The organism is Dyella agri, from assembly GCF_044904705.1.
In the GTDB taxonomy this organism is placed as follows: domain Bacteria; phylum Pseudomonadota; class Gammaproteobacteria; order Xanthomonadales; family Rhodanobacteraceae; genus Rhodanobacter_A; species Rhodanobacter_A agri.
Genome location: NZ_JADIKL010000002.1, coordinates 416,986 through 435,645 on the forward strand (window position 1 = coordinate 416,986; position 18,660 = coordinate 435,645).

Sequence of the window (18,660 nt, forward strand, 5' to 3'; positions counted from 1 at the left end):
GTGCCGTTTCATTCCGCGATCTCCACGAACAGATCTTCCAGCCCCAGGGCGTCGATGCGTGCGCCGGGCAGGTTGGCGGCTTCGGGCCAGTGGCCGTGCATGTCGCGCTCCACCACCATGCTCAGGCTGCCGTCGTCGTGGCGGCGTCGGCTCAAGGCCTGTGCGGGCGCGGCGGCGCTCTTCGATGCGGGCAGCCACAGGCGGGCGTAGCGTTCCTTGGTTTCGTCCACGCCACAGCGCAGCAACAGGCGGCCTTCGTGCAGGAAGGCGATTTCCGACGCCACGCGTTCGAGGTCGGAGACGATGTGGGTGGAGAACAGCACCGTGGTGCCGCTTTCGCCTGCGCGCAGCGCCACTTCGCGCAGCAGTTCGCGGCGGGCCACGGGGTCGAGCGCGGCGGCAGGTTCGTCCAGCACCAGTAACTCCGGCTGCGAGGCCAGTGCGCGGATCAGGTCGACGCGCTGGCGTTCGCCCGGCGACAGTTTGCCCAGCAGCTTGTTGGGCAGGATCTTCCAGCGCTCCAGCGTCGTGCCGGCGAAATCCGCATCCCATCGTGGATAAAAACGGCCCACGTAATCCAGCATTTGCTGCGCAGTGAGCCACGCCAGCGCTTCGGGCTGCTGCGGCACGTAGGCGAGGCGGGCCTTGGCGGCGTCGGAAAGCTTCAGCGCCGGTTCGCCGAACACGAATGTGTTGCCGGACAGCGGCTTGAGCAGACCGAGCATGGCGCGGATCAGCGTGGATTTGCCGGCGCCGTTGCGTCCGATCAGGCCCAGCACGCTGCCCGGTTCCAACGCAAGGTCCACGCCGCGCAGCACGTTGCTGCCCTCGTAGCTGTGCGTGAGGCCGTGCGCGGCCAGCGGTGCAGCGGCGGTGGATTCCTTTTCGCGAAGCATGGCGTTCATGGTCCTTCCCCGTATCGTTCGATCTGGTGTTGATGGTGTGGCGACGCCCCCGCGCGGCGCCGGAACTGTCAAGGCGCCGGTGTTCCGGCCATGGCTGGCGCGTCGGCCGGCACCGGCAGGAAAGCGGCGCGCAGGTCGACCAGCACGTGCAGCAGCATCGGCAGCAGCAAGCTGCCGGTCGCCCAGTACAGCCAGGCGAACAGCCCGCCGAGTACGCCGGTGACCAGGATGCCGGTTCGGCCCTGGTAGAGATGGGCCCAGCCGAACGCCAGCGCCGCCAGCACGATGGACACCGCGACCGGCGCCTGCGGCAACAACGCGAACAGCAGGCCCAGGCCGAAGCCGCGCCAGATCACTTCCTCGGTGATGCCGGCGGTGAGCGACAGCGCGGCGAAGCTCCTGCGTTCGGCGGGCGTGCGCGGCAGCATGCGCAGCAGCTGGTAACCGTTGCCGACGCGCAGCGGTTGCGCCGGCGGCATGCCTTTGCGCTGGCGGGTCTTCATCCAGCTGGTGACAAGGCCACTCGCGGAGGCCAGCCCCACGCCTGCCGCCAGGCCGACCAGCAGGCCGCCGGTGACGCCAGCAGGCCAATGCGGCCAGCCAAGGCCCAGTCGCGCGGGTGCCCAGCCGGCCAGGCCCAGGGTCACGATCAGCGTCACCAGCAGCAGCGCCCAGCCCTGCCAGATCCATCGGCGATAGAAGCGGCGTCGCGCATCCGGGCGGCCCGCATCCAGTGCGCTTAGCAGACGGTTGTGCGCGCGGCGGCCCAGCAGCGGTTCGGCGATGAGCAGGTAGAGCGCGAGGATGGCGACGGCAAACGTGGCGAGCATGTCATTCCCCCAGCAGTTTCGACAGCCGGCGCAACACGGGCTCGGACGGCAGCTCCAGCTCGCGTGCGTGGCGCGCCAGCTCCAGCAACTGCGGTTCCAGCAATGCCAGCCGCTGCACCTGCGTATGCACGGGACGCGGCGTGGCGGCCACGGCCATGCCTTTGCCGCGCAGGCGTTCCAGCAAGCCCTCGGTCTCGGCCAGGCCGTAGGCGCGCGACACGGTCATCGGATTGATGGCGTGAAAGCCGGCCACGTCGCGCACGGAAGGCAGCAGGTCGCCGCTGGCGAGCTGGCCGCTGGCGATCAGCCGGCGCAGCTGCTCCACGATCTGCCGGTAGATCGGCTCGGGGGCGTTCGGTTGAATGGTGAGCAGGGAGGCATCCATGTGTATCAATACAACAATACACTTGGGCCGGCGTCAAGCATGACCTGTGGCAGGGCGTCGGTGCCGGGGCGTGGCCTGTGCAAGACTTGGACCCTTGCCCGTTGCCAAAAGAGGAGTCGCCCATGGTCACCCGCCGCCGCATGTTGCAGGGTGTTGGAGCGCTGGCTCTGCTGGCCCCCTTCGGCGAAAGCGTGGGCCAGGAGCAGGCGAAGGACGCGGCAAAGGTTGCGCAGCAGGAACACGCCAAACCCACGGGCGACGGCTACGTGCCGGTCACCGATCCGTTGGTGAAGCAGAAGCTGGCGCAGTGGTCGGACTGGAAGTTCGGGCTCATCCTGCACTGGGGCATCTACAGCGTGCTCGGCATTGTCGAGTCGTGGACGCTGTGCTCGGAGGACTGGATCAAGCGCCCCGGCGGCGTCGGTTATGTGGAGTGGAAGCAGCGCTACGAACAGCTGCGGACGAAGTTCAATCCGGTGAAGTTCGATCCGGCGAAGTGGGCCGAGGCCGCACACGGCGCCGGCATGCGCTACCTGGTGTTCACCACCAAGCACCACGACGGCTTCTGCATGTTCGACACGGCGCAGACCGGTTACCGCGTCACCGCGCCCGACGTGCCTTACCACGCCAACCCGCGCGCCAACATCGCCAAGGCGGTGTTCGATGCGTTCCGCCAGCGGGATTTCGGTATCGGCGCGTATTTCTCCAAGGCCGATTGGCACCACCCGGACTACTGGTCGCCGCTGTGGGCCACGCCGGACCGCAACAACAACTACGACGTGCGCAAGTACCCGGAGATGTGGAAGCGCTTCGTCGATTTCACCCACGCGCAGATCAACGAACTCACCACGCAGTACGGCCGCGTCGACCTGATGTGGCTGGATGCCGGCTGGGTGAACGCGAACGCGCATCCGGACGCCAAGGCCTACGGCATGGACGTGCCGTGGGCGCAGGACATCGACATGCCGGGGCTGGCCGCGATCGCGCGCCGCAACCAGCCGGGCATCGTGCTGGTCGACCGCGACGTCAGCGGGCCTTACGAGAACTACCGCACGCCCGAACAGGCGGTGCCCGACAAGCCACTGCCGTACCCGTGGGAAACCTGCATGACGGCGGGCGGCTCGTGGTCGTGGAGCCCGCACGACACGTACAAGTCGCCGCGCGAGCTGGTGCACACCCTGGTCGGCATCGTCGCCAAGGGCGGCAACCTGCTGCTGGGCGTCGGCCCACAGCCCGACGGCGAGTTGCCGGCGGCGGCGCTGGATCGCCTGCGCGCCATCGGCGCCTGGATGCAGGTCAACGGCCCGGCCATCCACGGCAGCCGGGCCATCGCGCCCTATGCCGAAGGCCCGTTCCGCTTTACCCAGGGCAAGGACGGCAGCGTCAACGCGATCTGGCTGGCCGGCGAGGGCGAGCAGGAGTCTCCGGCCACCGTCGTGTTGCGCTCGTTCAAGCCGGCGCCTGGCGCGAAGCTGCAGGTGCTGGGGGCAGGTGGCGAGCTGGCTTGGCGGCCTCAAGGCGATGGCATCGAGATCGCCTTGCCCCAGGCGCTACGCCGACAGCTGGCGGGTTCGCTGGCGTGGACGCTGCATATTCCGGCCGTGCGTACCTGATCCCAGACAAGGCGTTTCCCGGCACCGCGCGGCCGGAACGGCCGCCGGGCCTGAGCTTGCGCTGACCGTCCCGGCCGGCATTTATTGAGACTGTTGCCGCGCATTGGTTAAGCTCACGCGGCTTGGTCCGCCTTTGGGGTTGGTCTGATCAACCCCAGCACAGGCGGGCCTCAACTGCTTGAATTCAAATTGACGAGGTGATGCCCAGAAGGTCCGCATATCGCCGCACGCGTGTTGCCCAGACAGCCAGTCCGGGCTGCGCCGCGCACGACAATCTGCGAATCTTCCGGGCATCATGCCGCCTATGCTGGGGTTGATCAGAGCATCCCCAGAGAGGCTCCCACGGGGACTTTCTTGAGCGCCGATCCTTCCATCCACCGCCGTCCTTCGCTGTTTGTTGCCGTCGTGCTGGCCCTGGTGGTGGCCGCGCTGAACATCGGCCTGTGGTGGTGGGGTAACCGCCCGCATGGTCCCGAGGATTGGCATGGTCCGGTGGGCGGCTTCGCGCTGTCGGCGTTCCAGCGCTACCAGAGCCCGCTGAAGAACGACTTTCCCACCGACGAGCAGATCGACGGCGACCTGCGGCTGCTGCATCGCTACAGCTCGAACATCCGCATCTACGCGATGCTGCAGAACCCGCAGATTCCGCGGCTGGCCGAGCGCGAGGGGCTGAAGGTGCTGGCCGGCGCGTGGATCGACACGCGGCTGGACAACAACGACAAGGAGATCGCCGCGCTGATCGCGCAGGCGCGCCGTTACCCCGGCACCATCACCCGGGCGCTGGTGGGCAATGAGGTGCTGTTCCGCAACGACATCCCGCCCGAACAGCTGATGGGCTACCTGGACCGGGCGCGCGCCGCGCTGCACCAGCCGGTGTCCACCGCCGAACCGGACTTCATCTGGGAGAAGTACCCCGAGCTGGCCGAGCACGTGGATTTCATCACCGTGCACCTGTTCCCGTACTGGAACGGCATCTCGCGCAAGGACGCCATCGGCGCCGCACTTGGCAGCTACGAGAACCTGCAGCGGCTGTTCCCGAACAAGCACATCGTGATCGGCGAGATCGGCTGGCCGTCCAACGGCGACCGCGACGAATACGCGTATCCGTCGGTGTCGGACGAGGCGATCTTCCTGCGCCAGTGGTTCAACGTGGCCCAGCAGCGCCACCTGGACTACTACGTGATGGAGGCGTTCGACCAGCCGTGGAAGGAGCAGCTTTCGGGCCGCACCGAGGCGTACTGGGGCATGTTCAACGCCGACCGCCAGCCGAAGTTCCCGTTCACCGGCCCGGTGACCGAGGACACCGGCTGGCCGTGGAAGGCGCTGGCGGCGAGCCTGCTGGCGCTGCTGCCGATGATCTGGTTCGCGCGGCGCTTCGCGCGCTTCAAGCTCACCGGGCGCTTTTTCTTCTGCGCGCTGATCCAGCTCGCCTGCGGCCTGATCGTGTGGTCCGCCACGCTGCCGTTCAACTTCTACCTGAGCTGGGTGGACTGGACCATGCTGGTGCTGCTGTTCCCGGCCCAGATCGCGATCCTCGCCATCCTGCTGATTAACGGCTTCGAGTTCACCGAGGTGCTGTGGCGGCGCCAATGGGTGCGCCATGCCGGCATGCTGCGGCCGGACATCCCCGAGAAGCAGCCGTTCGTCTCCATCCACCTGGCCTGCTACAACGAGCCGCCGGAGATGGTGATCGTCACACTGGACTCGCTGGCCGAGCTCGACTACCAGAACTACGAAGTGCTGGTGATCGACAACAACACCAAGGACCCGGCGGTGTGGAAGCCGGTGCAGGAATACTGCGAGAAGCTGGGCAAGCGCTTCCGCTTCTTCCACCTGGAACCGTGGCCGGGCTACAAGGCCGGTGCGCTGAACTTCGGCTTGAAGGAAACCGACCCGCGCGCCGACGTGGTGGCGGTGATCGACGCCGACTACGTGGTGCGCCAGGACTGGCTGGCGACCCTCACCGGCTACTTCCACGACCCCAAGGTGGCCGTGGTGCAGTGCCCGCAGGCGCATCGCGACTTCGAGCACAACCGCTTCCGCCGCATGACCGCGTGGGAGTACGACGGCTTCTTCCGCATCGGCATGCACCATCGCAACGAGCGCAACGCGATCATCCAGCACGGCACCATGACCATGGTGCGACGTTCGGCGCTGGAAGGCACCGGCGGCTGGTCGGAATGGACCATCTGCGAGGACGCCGAGCTCGGCCTGCGCCTGATGCACGCCGGCTATGAGCTGGTCTACGTCGACGAGCTGATGGGCAAGGGCCTGACGCCGGCCGATTTCAAGGCCTACAAGAGCCAGCGCTACCGCTGGGCGTTCGGCGCGATGCAGATCCTCAAGGGCCGCTGGCAGTGGATGACGCAGAAGGGGCCGCTCTCGGCCGGTCAGCGCTTCCATTTCCTCACCGGCTGGTTCAGCTGGTTCGCCGACGCGCTGCACCTGATCTTCACCCTGATGGCGCTGTTCTGGACCGCGGGCATGGTGGCCCTCCCGCAGTACTTCAGCCTGCCGATGCAGCTGTTCCTGATCCCGGTGATCGGCTTCTTCTTCGCCAAGGCGATCTTCGGCGTGGTGCTGTATCGCGCCCGCGTGCCTTGCGGCTGGTACGACACGCTGATGGCCTCGCTGGCCAGCATGGGCCTGTCGCACGCCATTGCGCGCGGCATCCTGCATGGCCTCACCCGCGAGAAGACCTCGTTCGTGGTGACCGCCAAGAGCCGGCGCATGGGCGGCAGCAGCTTCGCCGCGTTCGCACCGGTGCGTGAGGAGCTGCTGATGGCAGTCGCCTTGCTGCTGTGCGTCGTGGGCATGGGCTTGAACTACGGCACCCATTACATCGAAGGCATGCTGTGGATGTTCATCCTCGCCGCGCAGTCGATTCCCTACGTGTCGGCTGTGGTCGGCGCCTGGATCGCGCACAAGGCGGGGGACAAGGCCGGCTGAGGTCGTCCTCCGGCGTCGCCCTGGCGACGCCGGAACATCGGGCGCGGGGCTTTTGCCCTGATTCGGCCATGTGCTGCGCCCCTCCCGTTCAGATGCGCGCCGGGTAGCACGCCCTATCATCGGAGCCCCATGTCCAGGATTTCCACGCGTTGGCCTTGTTGACCCGCACCCGCTCGTTCCTGCGCGCCTGCTGGCCGTGGCTGCGTATCCCGTTCTGGATCGGCCTGGGCCTGCTGGTCGGCTTCGTGCTGCCGTACACGCTAGTGCTGAACAAGCGCGTGCAGGAGCGCTTCAACGACCTGGTGTTCGCGGTGCCCACGCGGGTGTTCGCACGGCCGCTGCCGCTGGCCGCGGGCGAGTCGATGACCCCGGCGGCGCTGCAACTGGAGCTCACCTTCGCCGGCTACAGCGACGACGGCCACGGCCAGGTGGCCGGCAGCTGGGCGAGGCAGGGCAGCCGCTATGTGATCTCCTCGCGCGGCTATGCCGGGCCGGAAGGCGGCGAGCTGCCCAAGCGCATCGTGGTGAGCCTGAACCAGGGCACGGTCGCATCGGTGCGCGATCTGGCCACCGGCAAGACGATCGATCTCGCCCACCTCGATCCTGCGCGCATCGCCACCGTGTACGGCGCCGATCAGGTAGACCGCCGCATCGTGCGCCTGACCGACCTGCCGCCGCTGCTGGTGGGCGGCCTGCAGGCGGTGGAAGACCGCGACTTCAAGCACAACATCGGCATCGACTTCACCGCGATCCTGCGCGCCGCGTTCGCCAACCTGCGCGCAGGCCACACCGTGCAAGGCGCTTCCACGCTGACCCAGCAGCTGGTGCGCAACCTGTTCCTCAGCCGCGAGCAGACCTTCACGCGCAAGATCAACGAAGCGTTGATGTCGCTGCTGCTGGAGCTGCACTACAGCAAGGACCGCATCCTCGAGGCCTACGTCAACGAGGTGTTCCTCGGCCAGCAGGGCGGGCAGGCGGTGCACGGCTTCGCCGCGGCCTCGGAGTTCTATTTCGGCCGACAGCTGAGCGACCTGCGCCCGCAGGAGGTCGCGATGCTGGTGGGCCTGGTGAAGGGGCCGAGCTATTACGACCCGCGTCGCTACCCGGACCGCGCGCTGGTGCGCCGCAACCTGGTGCTGCAGGAATTCGCCGACACCGGCCTGCTCTCAGCGGCGCAGGCCAAGGCCGCGCAGGCCACGTCGCTGGATGTGATCAAGAACGGCCAGCTGCCGCATAACCGCTTCCCCGCCTTCATGCAGCTGGTGCGCCAGCAGATCACCAGCGATTTCGACGAAGACACGCTGAGCGCCGGCAACTTGTCGGTCTTCACCACGCTGGACCCGTCCGCGCAGCTCTACAGCGAGCAGGCGGTCGACACGACGATGAAGGAGCTGGGCAAGCGCGCCGATCCGCTGCAGGCGGCCGGCGTGGTCACCGACGTCCACGACGGCAGCGTGCTGGCGATGGTCGGCAGCAAGATTCCGGGCGACCAGGGCTTCAACCGCGCGCTGGATTCGCAGCGGCCGATCGGCTCCACCATCAAACCCTTCGTCTACCTGGTGGCGCTGACCAACCCCTCGCGCTGGAACCTCGCCACCGCGCTGGACGACGGCCCGATCAGCATGCCGCAGCCCAACGGCACGCTATGGACGCCGCACAACGACGACAACCAGAGCCACGGCATGGTGCCGATGGTCGATGCGCTGGCCAAGTCGTGGAATCTCGCCAGCATCCGCCTCGGCCTCGCGGTGGGCCTGCCGCGGATCCGCGCGTTCCTGCAGTCCTTCGGGCTCACCGACGTCAATCCTGGTCCCTCGCTGCTGATCGGCGCGCTGGACCTGTCGCCGCTGCAGGTGGCGCAGCTGTACGAATACATCGCCTCCGACGGCCACGCGCTGCCGCTGCTGGCGGTGCGCGGCGTGGTGGACGGCAACGGCCGCACCATCAAGCGCTACGAGGTGCAGAGCGGCAACGGTGAATACCAGCCCGCGGTGCGCCTGGTGACCTGGGCGATGCAGCAGGTGGCCTTGTACGGCACCGCTCATGCGATCGGCGAATCCAGCCTGGCGTCGCTGCATGTCGCTGGCAAGACCGGCACCAGCAACGACCTGCGCGACGGCTGGTTCGCCGGCTTCACCGGCGAGCACCTCGGCGTGTTCTGGATGGGGCGCGACGACAACAAGCCCGCCCATCTCTTCGGCGCCACCGGCGCGCTGCGCGTCTGGCGCAACCTGTTCGCCAAGCTGCCTACCCAGGCGCTGCCTGCCGCGCCGGGCGACGGGCTGCAGATGGCCTGGATCAACCCTGCCGACGGCAAGCCTACCGAGCCGCAGTGCACGGGTGCCAAGCAGGTGCCGGTGGTGACCGGTTCGCTGTCCGGCGACGTCGAAGGCTGCGGTTTCTGGCAAAACCTGTTCGGCAGCAGTCCGGCGGCCCCGTCCAGCAGCGGCGGCCCGGCCGGCCCGGGCGTGACGCCTGCAGTCGCCCAACCCCTTCCCAGCGGAAACTGAGCATGTTCTTCGTTCGTCGATCCCTGCGCGCGTGGCCGCTGCCGCTGACGGCAGCCCTGCTGGCAGCCTGCACCACCCCGGCTCCGGTCGAGGCGCCGAAGCATCCGGTGCTGGCGCCCGCCAGCATGGTCGCAGCGATCCGCGCCGCGGGCGATCGCGAGCAGTCCGTGATCGCGGTGCACCCGCTGGCCGACCCCGGCATCAGCGCCTGGCAGGCGGCCGCCGAGACCGACGTGCAGGCCGGCCATTACGATGCCGCCGCGACCACGCTCGACCAGGCGCTCAAGCGCAGCCCCGAGTCGCCCGACCTGCTGCAGGACCGCGCCGAAGTGGCGGTGTACCAGCACGACTACGCGCTGGCGCAGAAGCTGGCCCAGCAATCGTGGACACTGGGGCCCAAGCTCGGTCCGCTGTGCGCGCGCAACTGGGAAACCATCGCCCAACTGCGCCTGGAGGCCGGCGACGACGCCGGTGTCACCACCGCGCGCAACTGGGTGGCGAAGTGCCACGTGCAGGGCGTCAACCGGTTCTGAGCCGTCGTCCCACGGCCGCGACCCCGCGGCTGAGGGAGGCCGTTTCACGCAATGGCCGTGGCCGCCCCCTCTGTCTGGCGGCCGCCATTTCAATTTTCCGCTACTCAAACGTCTGACTATCCGGAACGGGTCGGAGTGCGTTTCTGCGGCTGTCGATGGCCCGGACATTGCCCGGACTGTCGTCGCCGTGCGCGACGCTTCGGAGTGGTGCCTGCCGCCGACCCGACGGTTTGGAGTGGTATGCATGCCTTGCACAGCAAGCATGCAGGTCTGCGTCGGGATGACGCTTTTCCGGCAACCCGGCGATGCCCCCGCGCCGCCGGGTTGCCGGAGGACTTTCGTTCCTCCAGGGCTCCGGGTTCCGTTGTGCGACTTGCGCGGGACCGGTTGCCGCACGCGGCGGCTCAGAACTGCGCTGCGATCCGCCACTCGCTGCGCAGCACGGCGGCATAGCGGCCGCCGTCACCGAAACATCCGCCAGTGGCGTCCTGCACGGCCTGGATGCGCGCCATCCGCGCGGTGAGGCCGGGGTGTCGCGCCACTTCGCCAATCACCTGCCAGCATCCCGGTGCGGTTTCCTGCAGCACGATGAAACCGGGGCGTTCCTGCGGTGCGGTGGGTTTCGCCGGGGACATGTGGACTCCTGCAGGTGTTGCATGGAACGCCAAGGGTGCGACGGCCGGCATGGACAGGCAAGCGGCCTTGCCCGTGCACGCTGCACATTTGCAGGCGCGGCTGCGGCGGCGATACTGGCAAGGATGATTGACCACGACGATATCGACGCTGCCGCACTGCTCGGCCCCGACGGCTCGTTCGCGCGCGAGCTGCCGAACTTTGCGCCGCGCGCTGCGCAGCAGGCGATGGCCGCGTCGGTGGCGCAAGCCATTGCCGGACGCGACACGCTGATCGCCGAGGCCGGCACCGGCACCGGCAAGACCTACGCCTACCTGGTGCCCGCGCTGCTCTCGGGCGAGCGGGTGATCGTCTCGACCGGCACCAAAGCGCTGCAGGACCAGCTGTACTTCCGCGACCTGCCCAGAGTGGTTTCCGTGCTCGGTGCGCGGCTGAAAACCGCGCTGCTGAAAGGGCGTGCGAATTACCTCTGCCTGTATCGCCTCGACCAGACCGTGCGCGAGGGCGCAAGCTTCGACAAGGCGCAGGCGTCGCAACTGGCGACGATCCGCGCCTGGTCCGCGCGCACGCGTCGCGGCGACCGCATGGAGCTGGCCGAGGTGCCAGAGGAATCACCAATGTGGCCGCGCGTCACGTCCACGCCGGAGAACTGCCTCGGTGTGGAATGCCCGTTCTACGACGACTGCCACGTAGTGAAGGCGCGCCGCGAGGCGCAGGAAGCGCAACTGGTGGTGGTCAACCATCACTTGCTGTTCGCCGACCTGGCGTTGAAGCAGGAAGGTTTCGGCGAAATCCTGCCCGGTGCGGCGGCCTTCATCCTCGACGAGGCACACCAGGTACCCGAGCTGGCCGGGCAGTTCTTCTCGCAGAGCGTAAGCGCGCGCCAGCTCAGCGAGCTGGCGCAGGATGCCTTGCGCGAATGCAATGGCGTCACCGGCGCGATCGGCTTGCTGCTGGAGCCGGTGGAGGCGCTGCAGGACGCGCTGCGCCGCCTGCGCCTGGCGATGGATCCATTGCCGCCGCGCGGCGCGTTCGGGCCGCTCGAAGCGACGCCGACGGTGCGCGAGGGCCTGCACGAGATCGGCGAATTGCTGGCCGCACTTACCGACCTGCTCGCCTCGCAGGCCGAGCGCTCGCGCGGGCTGGCCAACGCGCACGAACGTGCCGCCCTGCTGGCCGAACGGCTGGAGCGCATCGTCGAGCAGACGTCCGAACGTGACGTGCGCTGGTATGAGCTGTTCCCGCGCGGCTTCGCGCTCTACGCCACGCCGCTCGACCTCGCGGCGCCGCTGCGCGCGATGCGCGAGCGCAGCCAAGCGGCCTGGGTGTACACCTCGGCCACGCTGTCGGTGGCCGGGCAGTTCGACCACTTCGCGCGCCAGCTGGGTCTCGACGAGCCAAGGACGCTGGCGCTGGACAGTCCATTCGACTACGCGCGGCAAGCGTTGTGCTACCTGCCTGAGGGCCTGCCCGATCCGGCCGCGCGCGACTATACCGAGCGCGTGCTCGACGCCGTGCTGCCGGTGCTGCAGGCGTCGAACGGCCGCGCCTTCCTGCTGTTCACCTCGCACCGCGCGCTACGCCGCGCCGCCGAACTGCTGGCCGCGCGCGTGCCCTGGCCGCTGTTCGTGCAGGGCACGGCGCCGCGCCACCAGTTGCTGGAGGAGTTCCGCCATTCCGGCCACGGCGTGCTGCTGGGCGCGGCCAGTTTCTGGGAAGGCGTGGACGTGGTGGGCGACGCGCTCAGCGTGGTGGTGATCGACAAGCTGCCGTTCGCGGCGCCCGACGATCCGGTGTTGGTGGCCCGGCTGGAAGCGTTGGAACAACAGGGCATCAACCCGTTCATGGGCTGGCAGGTGCCGGCCGCAGCGATCGCGCTGAAACAGGGCGCGGGTCGGCTGATCCGCAGCGTCACCGACCGTGGCGTGCTGATGCTGTGCGATCCGCGTATTGCCACCAAGGGCTACGGCAAGCTGTTCCTTGCCAGCTTGCCGCCGATGCCGCGCACCCGTGCGCTGGCCGACGCGCAGTCGTTTTTCGCGTCGCCCACCGATGATCGCGAGGAATCTGTCGCATGAGCACCGAACCCGAACTGCGCACCGATCCCGCGCTGCTGCCCGTGCTGGACGAGCTGCGCCGGCGCGAACCGATCTTCCATCGCCCGGAATTCGGCTCCACGCGCGCCGACCATCGTGCCATGACGGTGGAGGACTTCTGGGAAGTGGGCGCTTCCGGCCGCCGCTACAGCCGCGATTACGTGCTTGACGTACTCGACGAGCGTCAAAGGAATCCGCAGCCGGATCCGTGGGAGACTGGCGAGTTCCACTGCCGCCAGCTCGCCGATGCGGTCTACCTGCTCACCTATACCTTGCGCCAGGGCGAGCGCGTGACGCGACGCGCCACGATCTGGCGACGCGACCCGGAGGGCTGGAAGATCGTGTTCCACCAGGGCACCGTGGTAGCGGACGGCTGAGCCGCGCCACGGCCCGATTCCGGAACCCCATCATGCGCGTCTTCTCCCACACCTGCTCCAACACCGAGATCGTCTGCGCACTGGGCTGCGCCCGGATGCTGGTGGGCGTGGACGCGGATTCCGATTACCCGCCCGAGGTCGTCGCCAGCCTGCCGAAGACAGGGCGCGATCTCGACCTCGACGTGGACGCGGTACTGAAGTTGGAACCCGACCTGGTGCTGACCTCGCTGACCGTGCCCGGCCACGAACGCGTGGTGGATGCGTTGCACGCGGCGGGACTGCAGACCCTAGTATGCGATCCGCAATCGCTGGACGACGTTTACGGCGACATCCGCCGCATCGCCGCCGCGCTGGCGGTGTCCGCGCGCGGGGAGATGCTGGTGGCGCAGATGGACGCGGCGATGCCGTGTGTCGAGCCGCATGGGCCACGTCCGGCCGTGCTGGTCGAGTGGTGGCCCAAGCCGGTGATCGCCGCGGCGAAGCATTCCTGGGTCAACGACCTCATCGTGCGCGCGGGTGGTCGCAACCCCTGGGGCGAAGTGGATGCCCGGAGCGTGCCGCTGACCCACGATGCCGCCGCCGCTGCCGCGCCCGATATCGTGACGATGAGCTGGTGCGGGGTGAAGGCGGAGAACTACCGCGCCGAGGTGGTGCGCCGCCGCGAGGGCTGGGCCGCGGTGCCCGCCGTCGTCGCCGGCCGCATCCATGCGATCAGCGAAGCCTTCCTCGGTCGTCCCGGTCCGCGCTTGGTGGAGGGCTACCGGCAACTGCGCGAAGCCATCGCTGCCGCTGCGGTATGAACCGCGGACATTGCGCGGGGCAGCGCCCCGTAGCACAGTGCTGCGCATGATCATTTCCTCGACGATGGACTACCGCGAGGCGGCCCGGCGCCGCCTGCCGCCCTTCCTGTTCCACTACATCGACGGCGGCGCCTACGACGAGCAGACCATGCGTCGCAACGTCGAGGACTTGCGCGGTCTCGCCCTGCGCCAGCGCGTGCTCAAGGAAGTCGGTGAGGTCGATCTCTCCACCGAACTGTTCGGCGAAAAGCTGAGCCTGCCGCTGGCGCTGGCGCCGGTGGGGCTCACCGGCATGTACGCCCGGCGCGGCGAGGTGCAGGCGGCGCGCGCGGCAGCGGAAAAAGGCGTGCCGCTCACCTTGTCCACGGTGTCGGTGTGCCCGATCGAGGAAGTGCAGAGCCAGTTGTCGCGGCCGATCTGGTTCCAGCTCTACGTGCTCAAGGATCGCGGCTTCATGAAGAACGCGCTGGAGCGCGCATGGGCCGCCGGCGTGCGCACCCTGGTGTTCACCGTGGACATGCCAGTGCCGGGTGCGCGCTACCGCGACAGGCACTCGGGCATGTCCGGTCCGCATGCGGCGCTGCGCCGCGTCTGGCAGGCTTGCCTGCATCCGCACTGGGCGTGGAACGTGGGTGTGCGCGGCCGCCCGCACGACCTCGGCAACGTGTCGGCCTACCTGGGTCACCGCATCGGCCTGGAGGATTACATCGGTTGGCTGGGCAAGAATTTCGATCCCGGGATCGGCTGGGGCGACCTGCAGTGGATCCGCGATTTCTGGAAGGGCGCGATGGTGCTGAAGGGCATCCTCGATCCCGAGGATGCGCGCGAGGCGGCACGTTTCGGTGCCGATGGCATCGTGGTTTCCAACCATGGCGGACGCCAGCTCGACGGCGTGCTGTCCTCGGCGCGCGCGCTGCCCGCCATCGCCGATGCGGTGAAGGGCAAGCTCACCATCCTCGCCGACTCCGGCGTGCGCTCCGGCCTCGATGTGGTGCGCATGCTGGCGCTGGGTGCGGATGGCGTGCTGCTGGGCAGGCCCTTCGTCTATGCGCTGGCGGCAGCCGGCGGCCAGGGCGTGGCGCACCTGCTCGACCTCATCGCCGCCGAGATGCGCGTGGCAATGACACTGACCGGGGCGAAATCGATTGCCGAAATCACCCGGGACAGCCTGGCCAGCGCGCAAGACACGCCCTGATCGCGGTTTCCCTGACAATGCCATCGTGATGGCCCCGGATTGGCCGCGGTCGCCTCCGGCAGCGCCCGTCGCGCATGCCGCCAGCCGCTATCATGGCGTCGCCATGAACCTGCTCGCGATCGAAACCGCCACCGAAGCCTGCTCCGTCGCCCTGATCCACGGCGACACCGTGATCGCGCGCAGCGAACTGGCGCCACGCCGCCACGCCGAGCGCGTGTTGCCGATGGCGGACGAACTGTTGGCCGAGGCGGGCCTGGGCCGCCATGCGCTGGATGCGATCGCCGTGGGCCGTGGCCCCGGTGCGTTCACCGGCGTGCGCCTCGCCGTGTCGCTGGCGCAGGGCATGGCGCTGGCGCTGGACCTGCCCGTGATCACCGTCTCCTCGCTGGCCGCGCTGGCGCTGGAGGCGCCGGACGACGGCGATGCGGACAGCACCATCCTCGCCGTGATCGATGCGCGCATGGGTGAGATCTACGCTGCCTGCTACCGCCGCGATGGCGAAGGCGGCCTGGTCGCGCTAGACGACGAACGCGTCTGTACTGCCGAAGCGTTGGTGCTACCGGAAGCCCGAGCCTGGCAGGTGGTGGGCAGCGGCTGGGCGACTTACGAAACGGTGCTGCGCGAAAAGCTGGGCGGCGAACCACGCTTCGCCGATGGTGTCCGTTACCCGCAAGCCATGCACGTGGCCGAGCTCGCCGCCCGCGAGTTCAAAGCTGGCCGCGCGCAGGCGCCAGAACTGGCCTTGCCAGTCTATCTGCGCGACAAGGTAGCGCTGACGCTGGTGGAGCAGGGCAAGGCGTAGTCGCGGGCCGGCAACGCCACGCGCATTGCCACGCTTGTGGATGAATGACGCGCGGCGCCCCCGGCAACAACCGGGAGGCGCCGCGCCGCACTTTCACGCGGTGCGGTCGTACGCGAACTGGATGCCTGCGGTACCGCCGGTCTCGATGAAGAGGTTCATGAAGGCCGGCACCGTCTCCTGGCGTTGCCAGTCGCGCTGCAGTTCGCAGAACAGCTGCGCCACACTGATCATCTTGCCGCCGGCCTGCTCAATGCGCCGCAACGCCATTTCGTGCGCGGTGACCGAGGTGCCGCCGACGGCATCGGCGACGACGTAGACCTCGTAGCCGGCCTTCAGCGCGTCGAGTGCCGGGAAGGTGAGGCAGGCCTCGGTCCACAGCGCGGTCATGATCAGTTTCTTGCGGCCGGTGGCTTCTACCGCCTTGCGGAACTCGACGTCCTCCCATGAGTTGATCGAGGTGCGGTCGTAGGTGGGGACCTTGTCCAACACCTTGCGCAACTGCGGGATCGGCGGTTTGTTCAATCCGGTTTTGACGTTGACCGTGGAATGCACGATCGGCAGGCCGTAGACCACGGCTGCCTTGGCCGTGCCGACGATGTTGTTGACCAGCAGTTGCCGGTCCATCGAGGCGATCGAGTTCACCTGCACCGGCTGGTAGTCGATGACGATCAGGGCCGAGTTCTGCGGGGTCAGCAGTTCGTCCTTCAGGGGATCACGGATGGGTTCGCTTGCCATGGGGATGCTCCGTTGCGTGGATGTGCCGGAACGCGGCACGCGTGTTGCGGAAAGCGGGTGTGTCAGCTGCGGCTCGGGTCGGGTTGCTCGTGGTGCTTCCGAGCGTCCGGCGGGAAGGCGCCGGCCCGGATCCGGGCCGGCGCGGGGTTTACTGCATGCGACCGAAGCGGCCGCTGTTGAAGTCGGTCACGGCCTGGCCGATTTCCTCGCGCGTGTTCATCACGAACGGGCCGTAGCCGACGATGGGCTCGTCGATCGGTTCGCCGTCGAGCAGCAGCAGAGTGGTGTCGCTGTTGGCTTCGAGCGCGATCTCGCTGCCGTCGCGCTCAAGTACCACCATCTGCGCCTCACGCGCCACCTCGCTTCCGTTCACCAGCACGGTGCCCTTCAGCACCACCAGGGCGAGCGTGCGGCCGGCGGGCACGCTGAAGGCTGCCGACTTGCCGGCCTTGAGGCGCACATCCCACACATCCATCGCGGTGAAGGTGCGGGCCGGGCCGTGGTGGCCGGCGTATTCGCCGGCGATCACGCGCAACTGGCCGGCACCGTCGGGCAGCGCCACCGACGGGATGTCGGCGTCGAGCAAGGTCTGATAGCCCGGCGCGGCCAGCTTGTCCTTGGCCGGCAGGTTCACCCACAGCTGCACCATCTCCAGCGTACCGCCGCTGCGGGTGAATTCGCGCGAGTGGAACTCCTCGTGCAGGATGCCGGAGGCGGCGGTCATCCACTGCACGTCGCCCGGGCCGATCTTGCCGCCGGCGCCGGTGGAGTCGCGGTGCTCCACCTCGCCTTCGTAGACGATGGTGACGGTCTCGAAGCCGCGGTGCGGATGCTGGCCCACGCCGCGGGGGCGCGCGGCGGCGTCGAAGCGATGCGGACCGGCGTAGTCGAACAGCAGGAACGGGCTCAGCTCGCGGCCGTGACTGTCGTATGAGAACAGCGAGCGCACCGGGAAACCGTCGCCGACCCAGTGCGGACGGGGGGCGCTGTAGACGCCGAGGATCTTTTTCATGTGCCGACTCCAAGCGTTGCGCGGGAACCGCAGGGTGCGGTCCGTTGGCGTTGGGTGACATGATGTTCGTGGAACGATGGTGCCGGTAGCCGGCAGGATTTATCCTCAGAGTCCTATGTATGGAACGATGAGGGCGCGCCATGCGGGATCTGAATGACCTCTACTACTTCGTCCAAGTGGTCGAGCACGGCGGTTTCGCGCCGGCCGGGCGCGCCCTGGGCATGCCCAAGTCCAGGCTCAGCCGCCGCATCGCCCTGCTGGAGGAGCGCCTGGGCGTGCGCCTGATCCAGCGCTCCACGCGCCATTTCTCGGTGACCGAGATCGGGCGGGACTTCCATGCCCATTGCAAGGCCATGCTGGTCGAAGCCGATGCCGCGGAGGAGGCCATCGAGGTCACCCGCGCGGAGCCTCGCGGCGTCGTGCGCATGACCTGTCCGATGGCGTTGCTCGACGCGCTGGTCGGCCGGATGCTGGCCGACTTCATGGTCGAGCATCCGCAGGTGGAGGTGCACCTGGAAGAGACCAACCGCCGCGTCGACGTGGTGGGCGAGGGCATCGACGTGGCGCTGCGCGTGCGTCCGCCGCCGCTGGAGGACAGCGAACTGGTGATGCGCGTGCTGGCCGAGCGCAGCCAGTGCCTGGTAGCGAGCCCCGCGCTGGTGGCGCGGCATGGAGCGGTACGGGGACCAGCGGATCTGTCGCGCTTTCCCAGTCTGGGCCTCGGTGTGCCGCAGGGAGAGCATGTGTGGCATCTGTTCGGCCCCGATGGTGCCGGGGCGGCGGTCCACCATCGTCCACGCTTCATCACCCGCGACATGCCGGCGCTGCGCGACGCAGCGATGGCCGGCGTGGGCGTCGTGCAGTTGCCGACCATGATGATCAGCGAGCAGTTGACCCGTGGCACGTTACAGCGCGTGATCCCCGCCTGGCAGCCGCGGCGCGAGATCGTGCATGCGGTGTTCGTCTCGCGCCGCGGCTTGCTGCCGTCGGTGCGGGCGTTGATCGATTTCCTCGGCGCGCGTTTTGCGGCCACCTCGGACGACTACTGATCGCCGTGCCGCAACGCGGGATGGTCGCATCGCGAAGCAATCCTCACAACTGCCCGATCAACAACTGCACCGCCAGGCTGCTGACCGACACCGCCGTCCACACGCCCAGCCCCAGCAGGATCGGCCGCGCCGCTGGCGATCATCTTGCGCAGGTTGGCGGAGAGGCCGATCGCGACGAGCGCCACGATGGCGCGAGCCTGGCTAAGCCGCGCAGCAATGGCTAGCCTCTAAGCGCT

At 68.3% G+C, this 18,660-nt stretch carries 16 protein-coding genes and 1 pseudogene; 10 read left to right on the forward strand and 7 right to left on the reverse strand.

Features of this window, described 5'->3' with window-relative positions:
* Nucleotides 1–8 precede the first annotated feature (8 nt).
* The 3 genes from ISP14_RS04345 to ISP14_RS04355 all read right to left on the reverse strand — a co-directional run bounded on the left by ISP14_RS04345 (nt 9) and on the right by ISP14_RS04355 (nt 2,120).
* Nucleotides 9–905 (reverse strand): ABC transporter ATP-binding protein, encoded by an 897-nt coding sequence (locus ISP14_RS04345; RefSeq protein ID WP_404536534.1) that lies wholly within the window; start codon nt 903–905, stop codon nt 9–11.
* Between the two features lie 68 nt (nt 906–973).
* Nucleotides 974–1,735, reverse strand: a complete 762-nt coding sequence (locus ISP14_RS04350) for a CPBP family intramembrane glutamic endopeptidase (RefSeq protein WP_404536536.1) — start codon at nt 1,733–1,735, stop codon at nt 974–976.
* Nucleotide 1,736: 1 nt separating this feature from the next.
* Complete coding sequence (locus tag ISP14_RS04355) at nt 1,737–2,120, reverse strand: GntR family transcriptional regulator (protein ID WP_404536538.1); 384 nt, start codon at nt 2,118–2,120, stop codon at nt 1,737–1,739.
* A 122-nt stretch (nt 2,121–2,242) separates the two neighbouring features.
* Here ISP14_RS04355 and ISP14_RS04360 point away from each other — a divergent pair, with 122 nt between their 5' ends.
* The 4 genes from ISP14_RS04360 to ISP14_RS04375 all read left to right on the forward strand — a co-directional run bounded on the left by ISP14_RS04360 (nt 2,243) and on the right by ISP14_RS04375 (nt 9,725).
* Entirely contained in the window at nt 2,243–3,733 is a 1,491-nt protein-coding gene (locus ISP14_RS04360; RefSeq protein ID WP_404536540.1) for an alpha-L-fucosidase, read from the forward strand.
* 354 nt (nt 3,734–4,087) lie between these two features.
* Nucleotides 4,088–6,682, forward strand: a complete 2,595-nt coding sequence (locus tag ISP14_RS04365) for a glycosyltransferase family 2 protein (RefSeq protein WP_404536542.1) — start codon at nt 4,088–4,090, stop codon at nt 6,680–6,682.
* 149 nt (nt 6,683–6,831) lie between these two features.
* Nucleotides 6,832–9,192, forward strand: coding sequence for a penicillin-binding protein 1B (gene mrcB, locus ISP14_RS04370; protein ID WP_404536544.1), 2,361 nt, complete (start codon nt 6,832–6,834; stop codon nt 9,190–9,192).
* 2 nt (nt 9,193–9,194) lie between these two features.
* A complete protein-coding gene (locus tag ISP14_RS04375) occupies nt 9,195–9,725 on the forward strand; it encodes a tetratricopeptide repeat protein (RefSeq protein ID WP_404536546.1) in 531 nt (176 codons plus the stop codon).
* Between the two features lie 404 nt (nt 9,726–10,129).
* Here the strand turns inward: ISP14_RS04375 and ISP14_RS04380 are convergent, their stop codons facing one another.
* Nucleotides 10,130–10,360 carry a hypothetical protein gene (locus ISP14_RS04380; protein ID WP_404536548.1) on the reverse strand — a complete coding sequence of 77 codons (231 nt, stop codon included), beginning with the start codon at nt 10,358–10,360 and terminating at the stop codon, nt 10,130–10,132.
* Between the two features lie 123 nt (nt 10,361–10,483).
* Between ISP14_RS04380 and ISP14_RS04385 the strand changes: the two genes are divergently transcribed.
* The 5 genes from ISP14_RS04385 to tsaB all read left to right on the forward strand — a co-directional run bounded on the left by ISP14_RS04385 (nt 10,484) and on the right by tsaB (nt 15,628).
* On the forward strand, nt 10,484–12,436 hold the full coding sequence (locus tag ISP14_RS04385; protein ID WP_404536550.1) for an ATP-dependent DNA helicase: 1,953 nt from the start codon (nt 10,484–10,486) through the stop codon (nt 12,434–12,436).
* Nucleotides 12,433–12,831, forward strand: coding sequence for a nuclear transport factor 2 family protein (locus ISP14_RS04390; protein ID WP_404536552.1), 399 nt, complete (start codon nt 12,433–12,435; stop codon nt 12,829–12,831). The genes ISP14_RS04385 and ISP14_RS04390 overlap by 4 nt, the downstream gene beginning before the upstream one ends.
* A gap of 32 nt (nt 12,832–12,863) precedes the next feature.
* The gene (locus ISP14_RS04395) at nt 12,864–13,631 is read left to right on the forward strand and encodes an ABC transporter substrate-binding protein (protein WP_404536554.1); all 768 of its coding nucleotides are present in this window, start codon (nt 12,864–12,866) and stop codon (nt 13,629–13,631) included.
* Between the two features lie 46 nt (nt 13,632–13,677).
* On the forward strand, nt 13,678–14,826 hold the full coding sequence (lldD, locus tag ISP14_RS04400) for an FMN-dependent L-lactate dehydrogenase LldD (RefSeq protein WP_404536556.1): 1,149 nt from the start codon (nt 13,678–13,680) through the stop codon (nt 14,824–14,826).
* Between the two features lie 103 nt (nt 14,827–14,929).
* Complete coding sequence (gene tsaB, locus ISP14_RS04405; RefSeq protein ID WP_404536558.1) at nt 14,930–15,628, forward strand: tRNA (adenosine(37)-N6)-threonylcarbamoyltransferase complex dimerization subunit type 1 TsaB; 699 nt, start codon at nt 14,930–14,932, stop codon at nt 15,626–15,628.
* Nucleotides 15,629–15,721: 93 nt separating this feature from the next.
* Here tsaB and ISP14_RS04410 read toward each other — a convergent pair whose 3' ends face one another.
* Complete coding sequence (locus ISP14_RS04410; protein WP_404536560.1) at nt 15,722–16,363, reverse strand: hydrolase; 642 nt, start codon at nt 16,361–16,363, stop codon at nt 15,722–15,724.
* Nucleotides 16,364–16,511: 148 nt separating this feature from the next.
* Nucleotides 16,512–17,375: a pirin family protein gene (locus tag ISP14_RS04415; protein ID WP_404536562.1), complete on the reverse strand. Its 864-nt coding sequence runs from the start codon at nt 17,373–17,375 to the stop codon at nt 16,512–16,514.
* Nucleotides 17,376–17,515: 140 nt separating this feature from the next.
* Here ISP14_RS04415 and ISP14_RS04420 point away from each other — a divergent pair, with 140 nt between their 5' ends.
* Nucleotides 17,516–18,424 (forward strand): LysR family transcriptional regulator, encoded by a 909-nt coding sequence (locus ISP14_RS04420; protein WP_404536564.1) that lies wholly within the window; start codon nt 17,516–17,518, stop codon nt 18,422–18,424.
* Nucleotides 18,425–18,467: 43 nt separating this feature from the next.
* On the opposite strand, the pseudogene ISP14_RS04425 reads toward ISP14_RS04420, so the two are convergent.
* Nucleotides 18,468–18,615: pseudogene (locus ISP14_RS04425) on the reverse strand (putative sulfate exporter family transporter); the annotation flags it as partial.
* Nucleotides 18,616–18,660: the final 45 nt, after the last annotated feature.

Excerpts from the sequence above, each read along its gene's own strand:
- ISP14_RS04345 (WP_404536534.1), bottom strand. The coding sequence starts at position 905 with ATGAACGCCATGCTTCGCGAAAAGGAATCCACCGCCGCTGCACCGCTG.
- lldD (WP_404536556.1), top strand. The coding sequence starts at position 13,678 with ATGATCATTTCCTCGACGATGGACTACCGCGAGGCGGCCCGGCGCCGC.
- ISP14_RS04420 (WP_404536564.1), top strand. The coding sequence starts at position 17,516 with ATGCGGGATCTGAATGACCTCTACTACTTCGTCCAAGTGGTCGAGCAC.
- ISP14_RS04390 (WP_404536552.1), top strand. The coding sequence starts at position 12,433 with ATGAGCACCGAACCCGAACTGCGCACCGATCCCGCGCTGCTGCCCGTG.
- ISP14_RS04360 (WP_404536540.1), top strand. The coding sequence starts at position 2,243 with ATGGTCACCCGCCGCCGCATGTTGCAGGGTGTTGGAGCGCTGGCTCTG.
- ISP14_RS04350 (WP_404536536.1), bottom strand. The coding sequence starts at position 1,735 with ATGCTCGCCACGTTTGCCGTCGCCATCCTCGCGCTCTACCTGCTCATC.
- ISP14_RS04410 (WP_404536560.1), bottom strand. The coding sequence starts at position 16,363 with ATGGCAAGCGAACCCATCCGTGATCCCCTGAAGGACGAACTGCTGACC.
- tsaB (WP_404536558.1), top strand. The coding sequence starts at position 14,930 with ATGAACCTGCTCGCGATCGAAACCGCCACCGAAGCCTGCTCCGTCGCC.
- ISP14_RS04375 (WP_404536546.1), top strand. The coding sequence starts at position 9,195 with ATGTTCTTCGTTCGTCGATCCCTGCGCGCGTGGCCGCTGCCGCTGACG.
- ISP14_RS04395 (WP_404536554.1), top strand. The coding sequence starts at position 12,864 with ATGCGCGTCTTCTCCCACACCTGCTCCAACACCGAGATCGTCTGCGCA.
- ISP14_RS04380 (WP_404536548.1), bottom strand. The coding sequence starts at position 10,360 with ATGTCCCCGGCGAAACCCACCGCACCGCAGGAACGCCCCGGTTTCATC.
- ISP14_RS04385 (WP_404536550.1), top strand. The coding sequence starts at position 10,484 with ATGATTGACCACGACGATATCGACGCTGCCGCACTGCTCGGCCCCGAC.
- ISP14_RS04415 (WP_404536562.1), bottom strand. The coding sequence starts at position 17,375 with ATGAAAAAGATCCTCGGCGTCTACAGCGCCCCCCGTCCGCACTGGGTC.
- ISP14_RS04355 (WP_404536538.1), bottom strand. The coding sequence starts at position 2,120 with ATGGATGCCTCCCTGCTCACCATTCAACCGAACGCCCCCGAGCCGATC.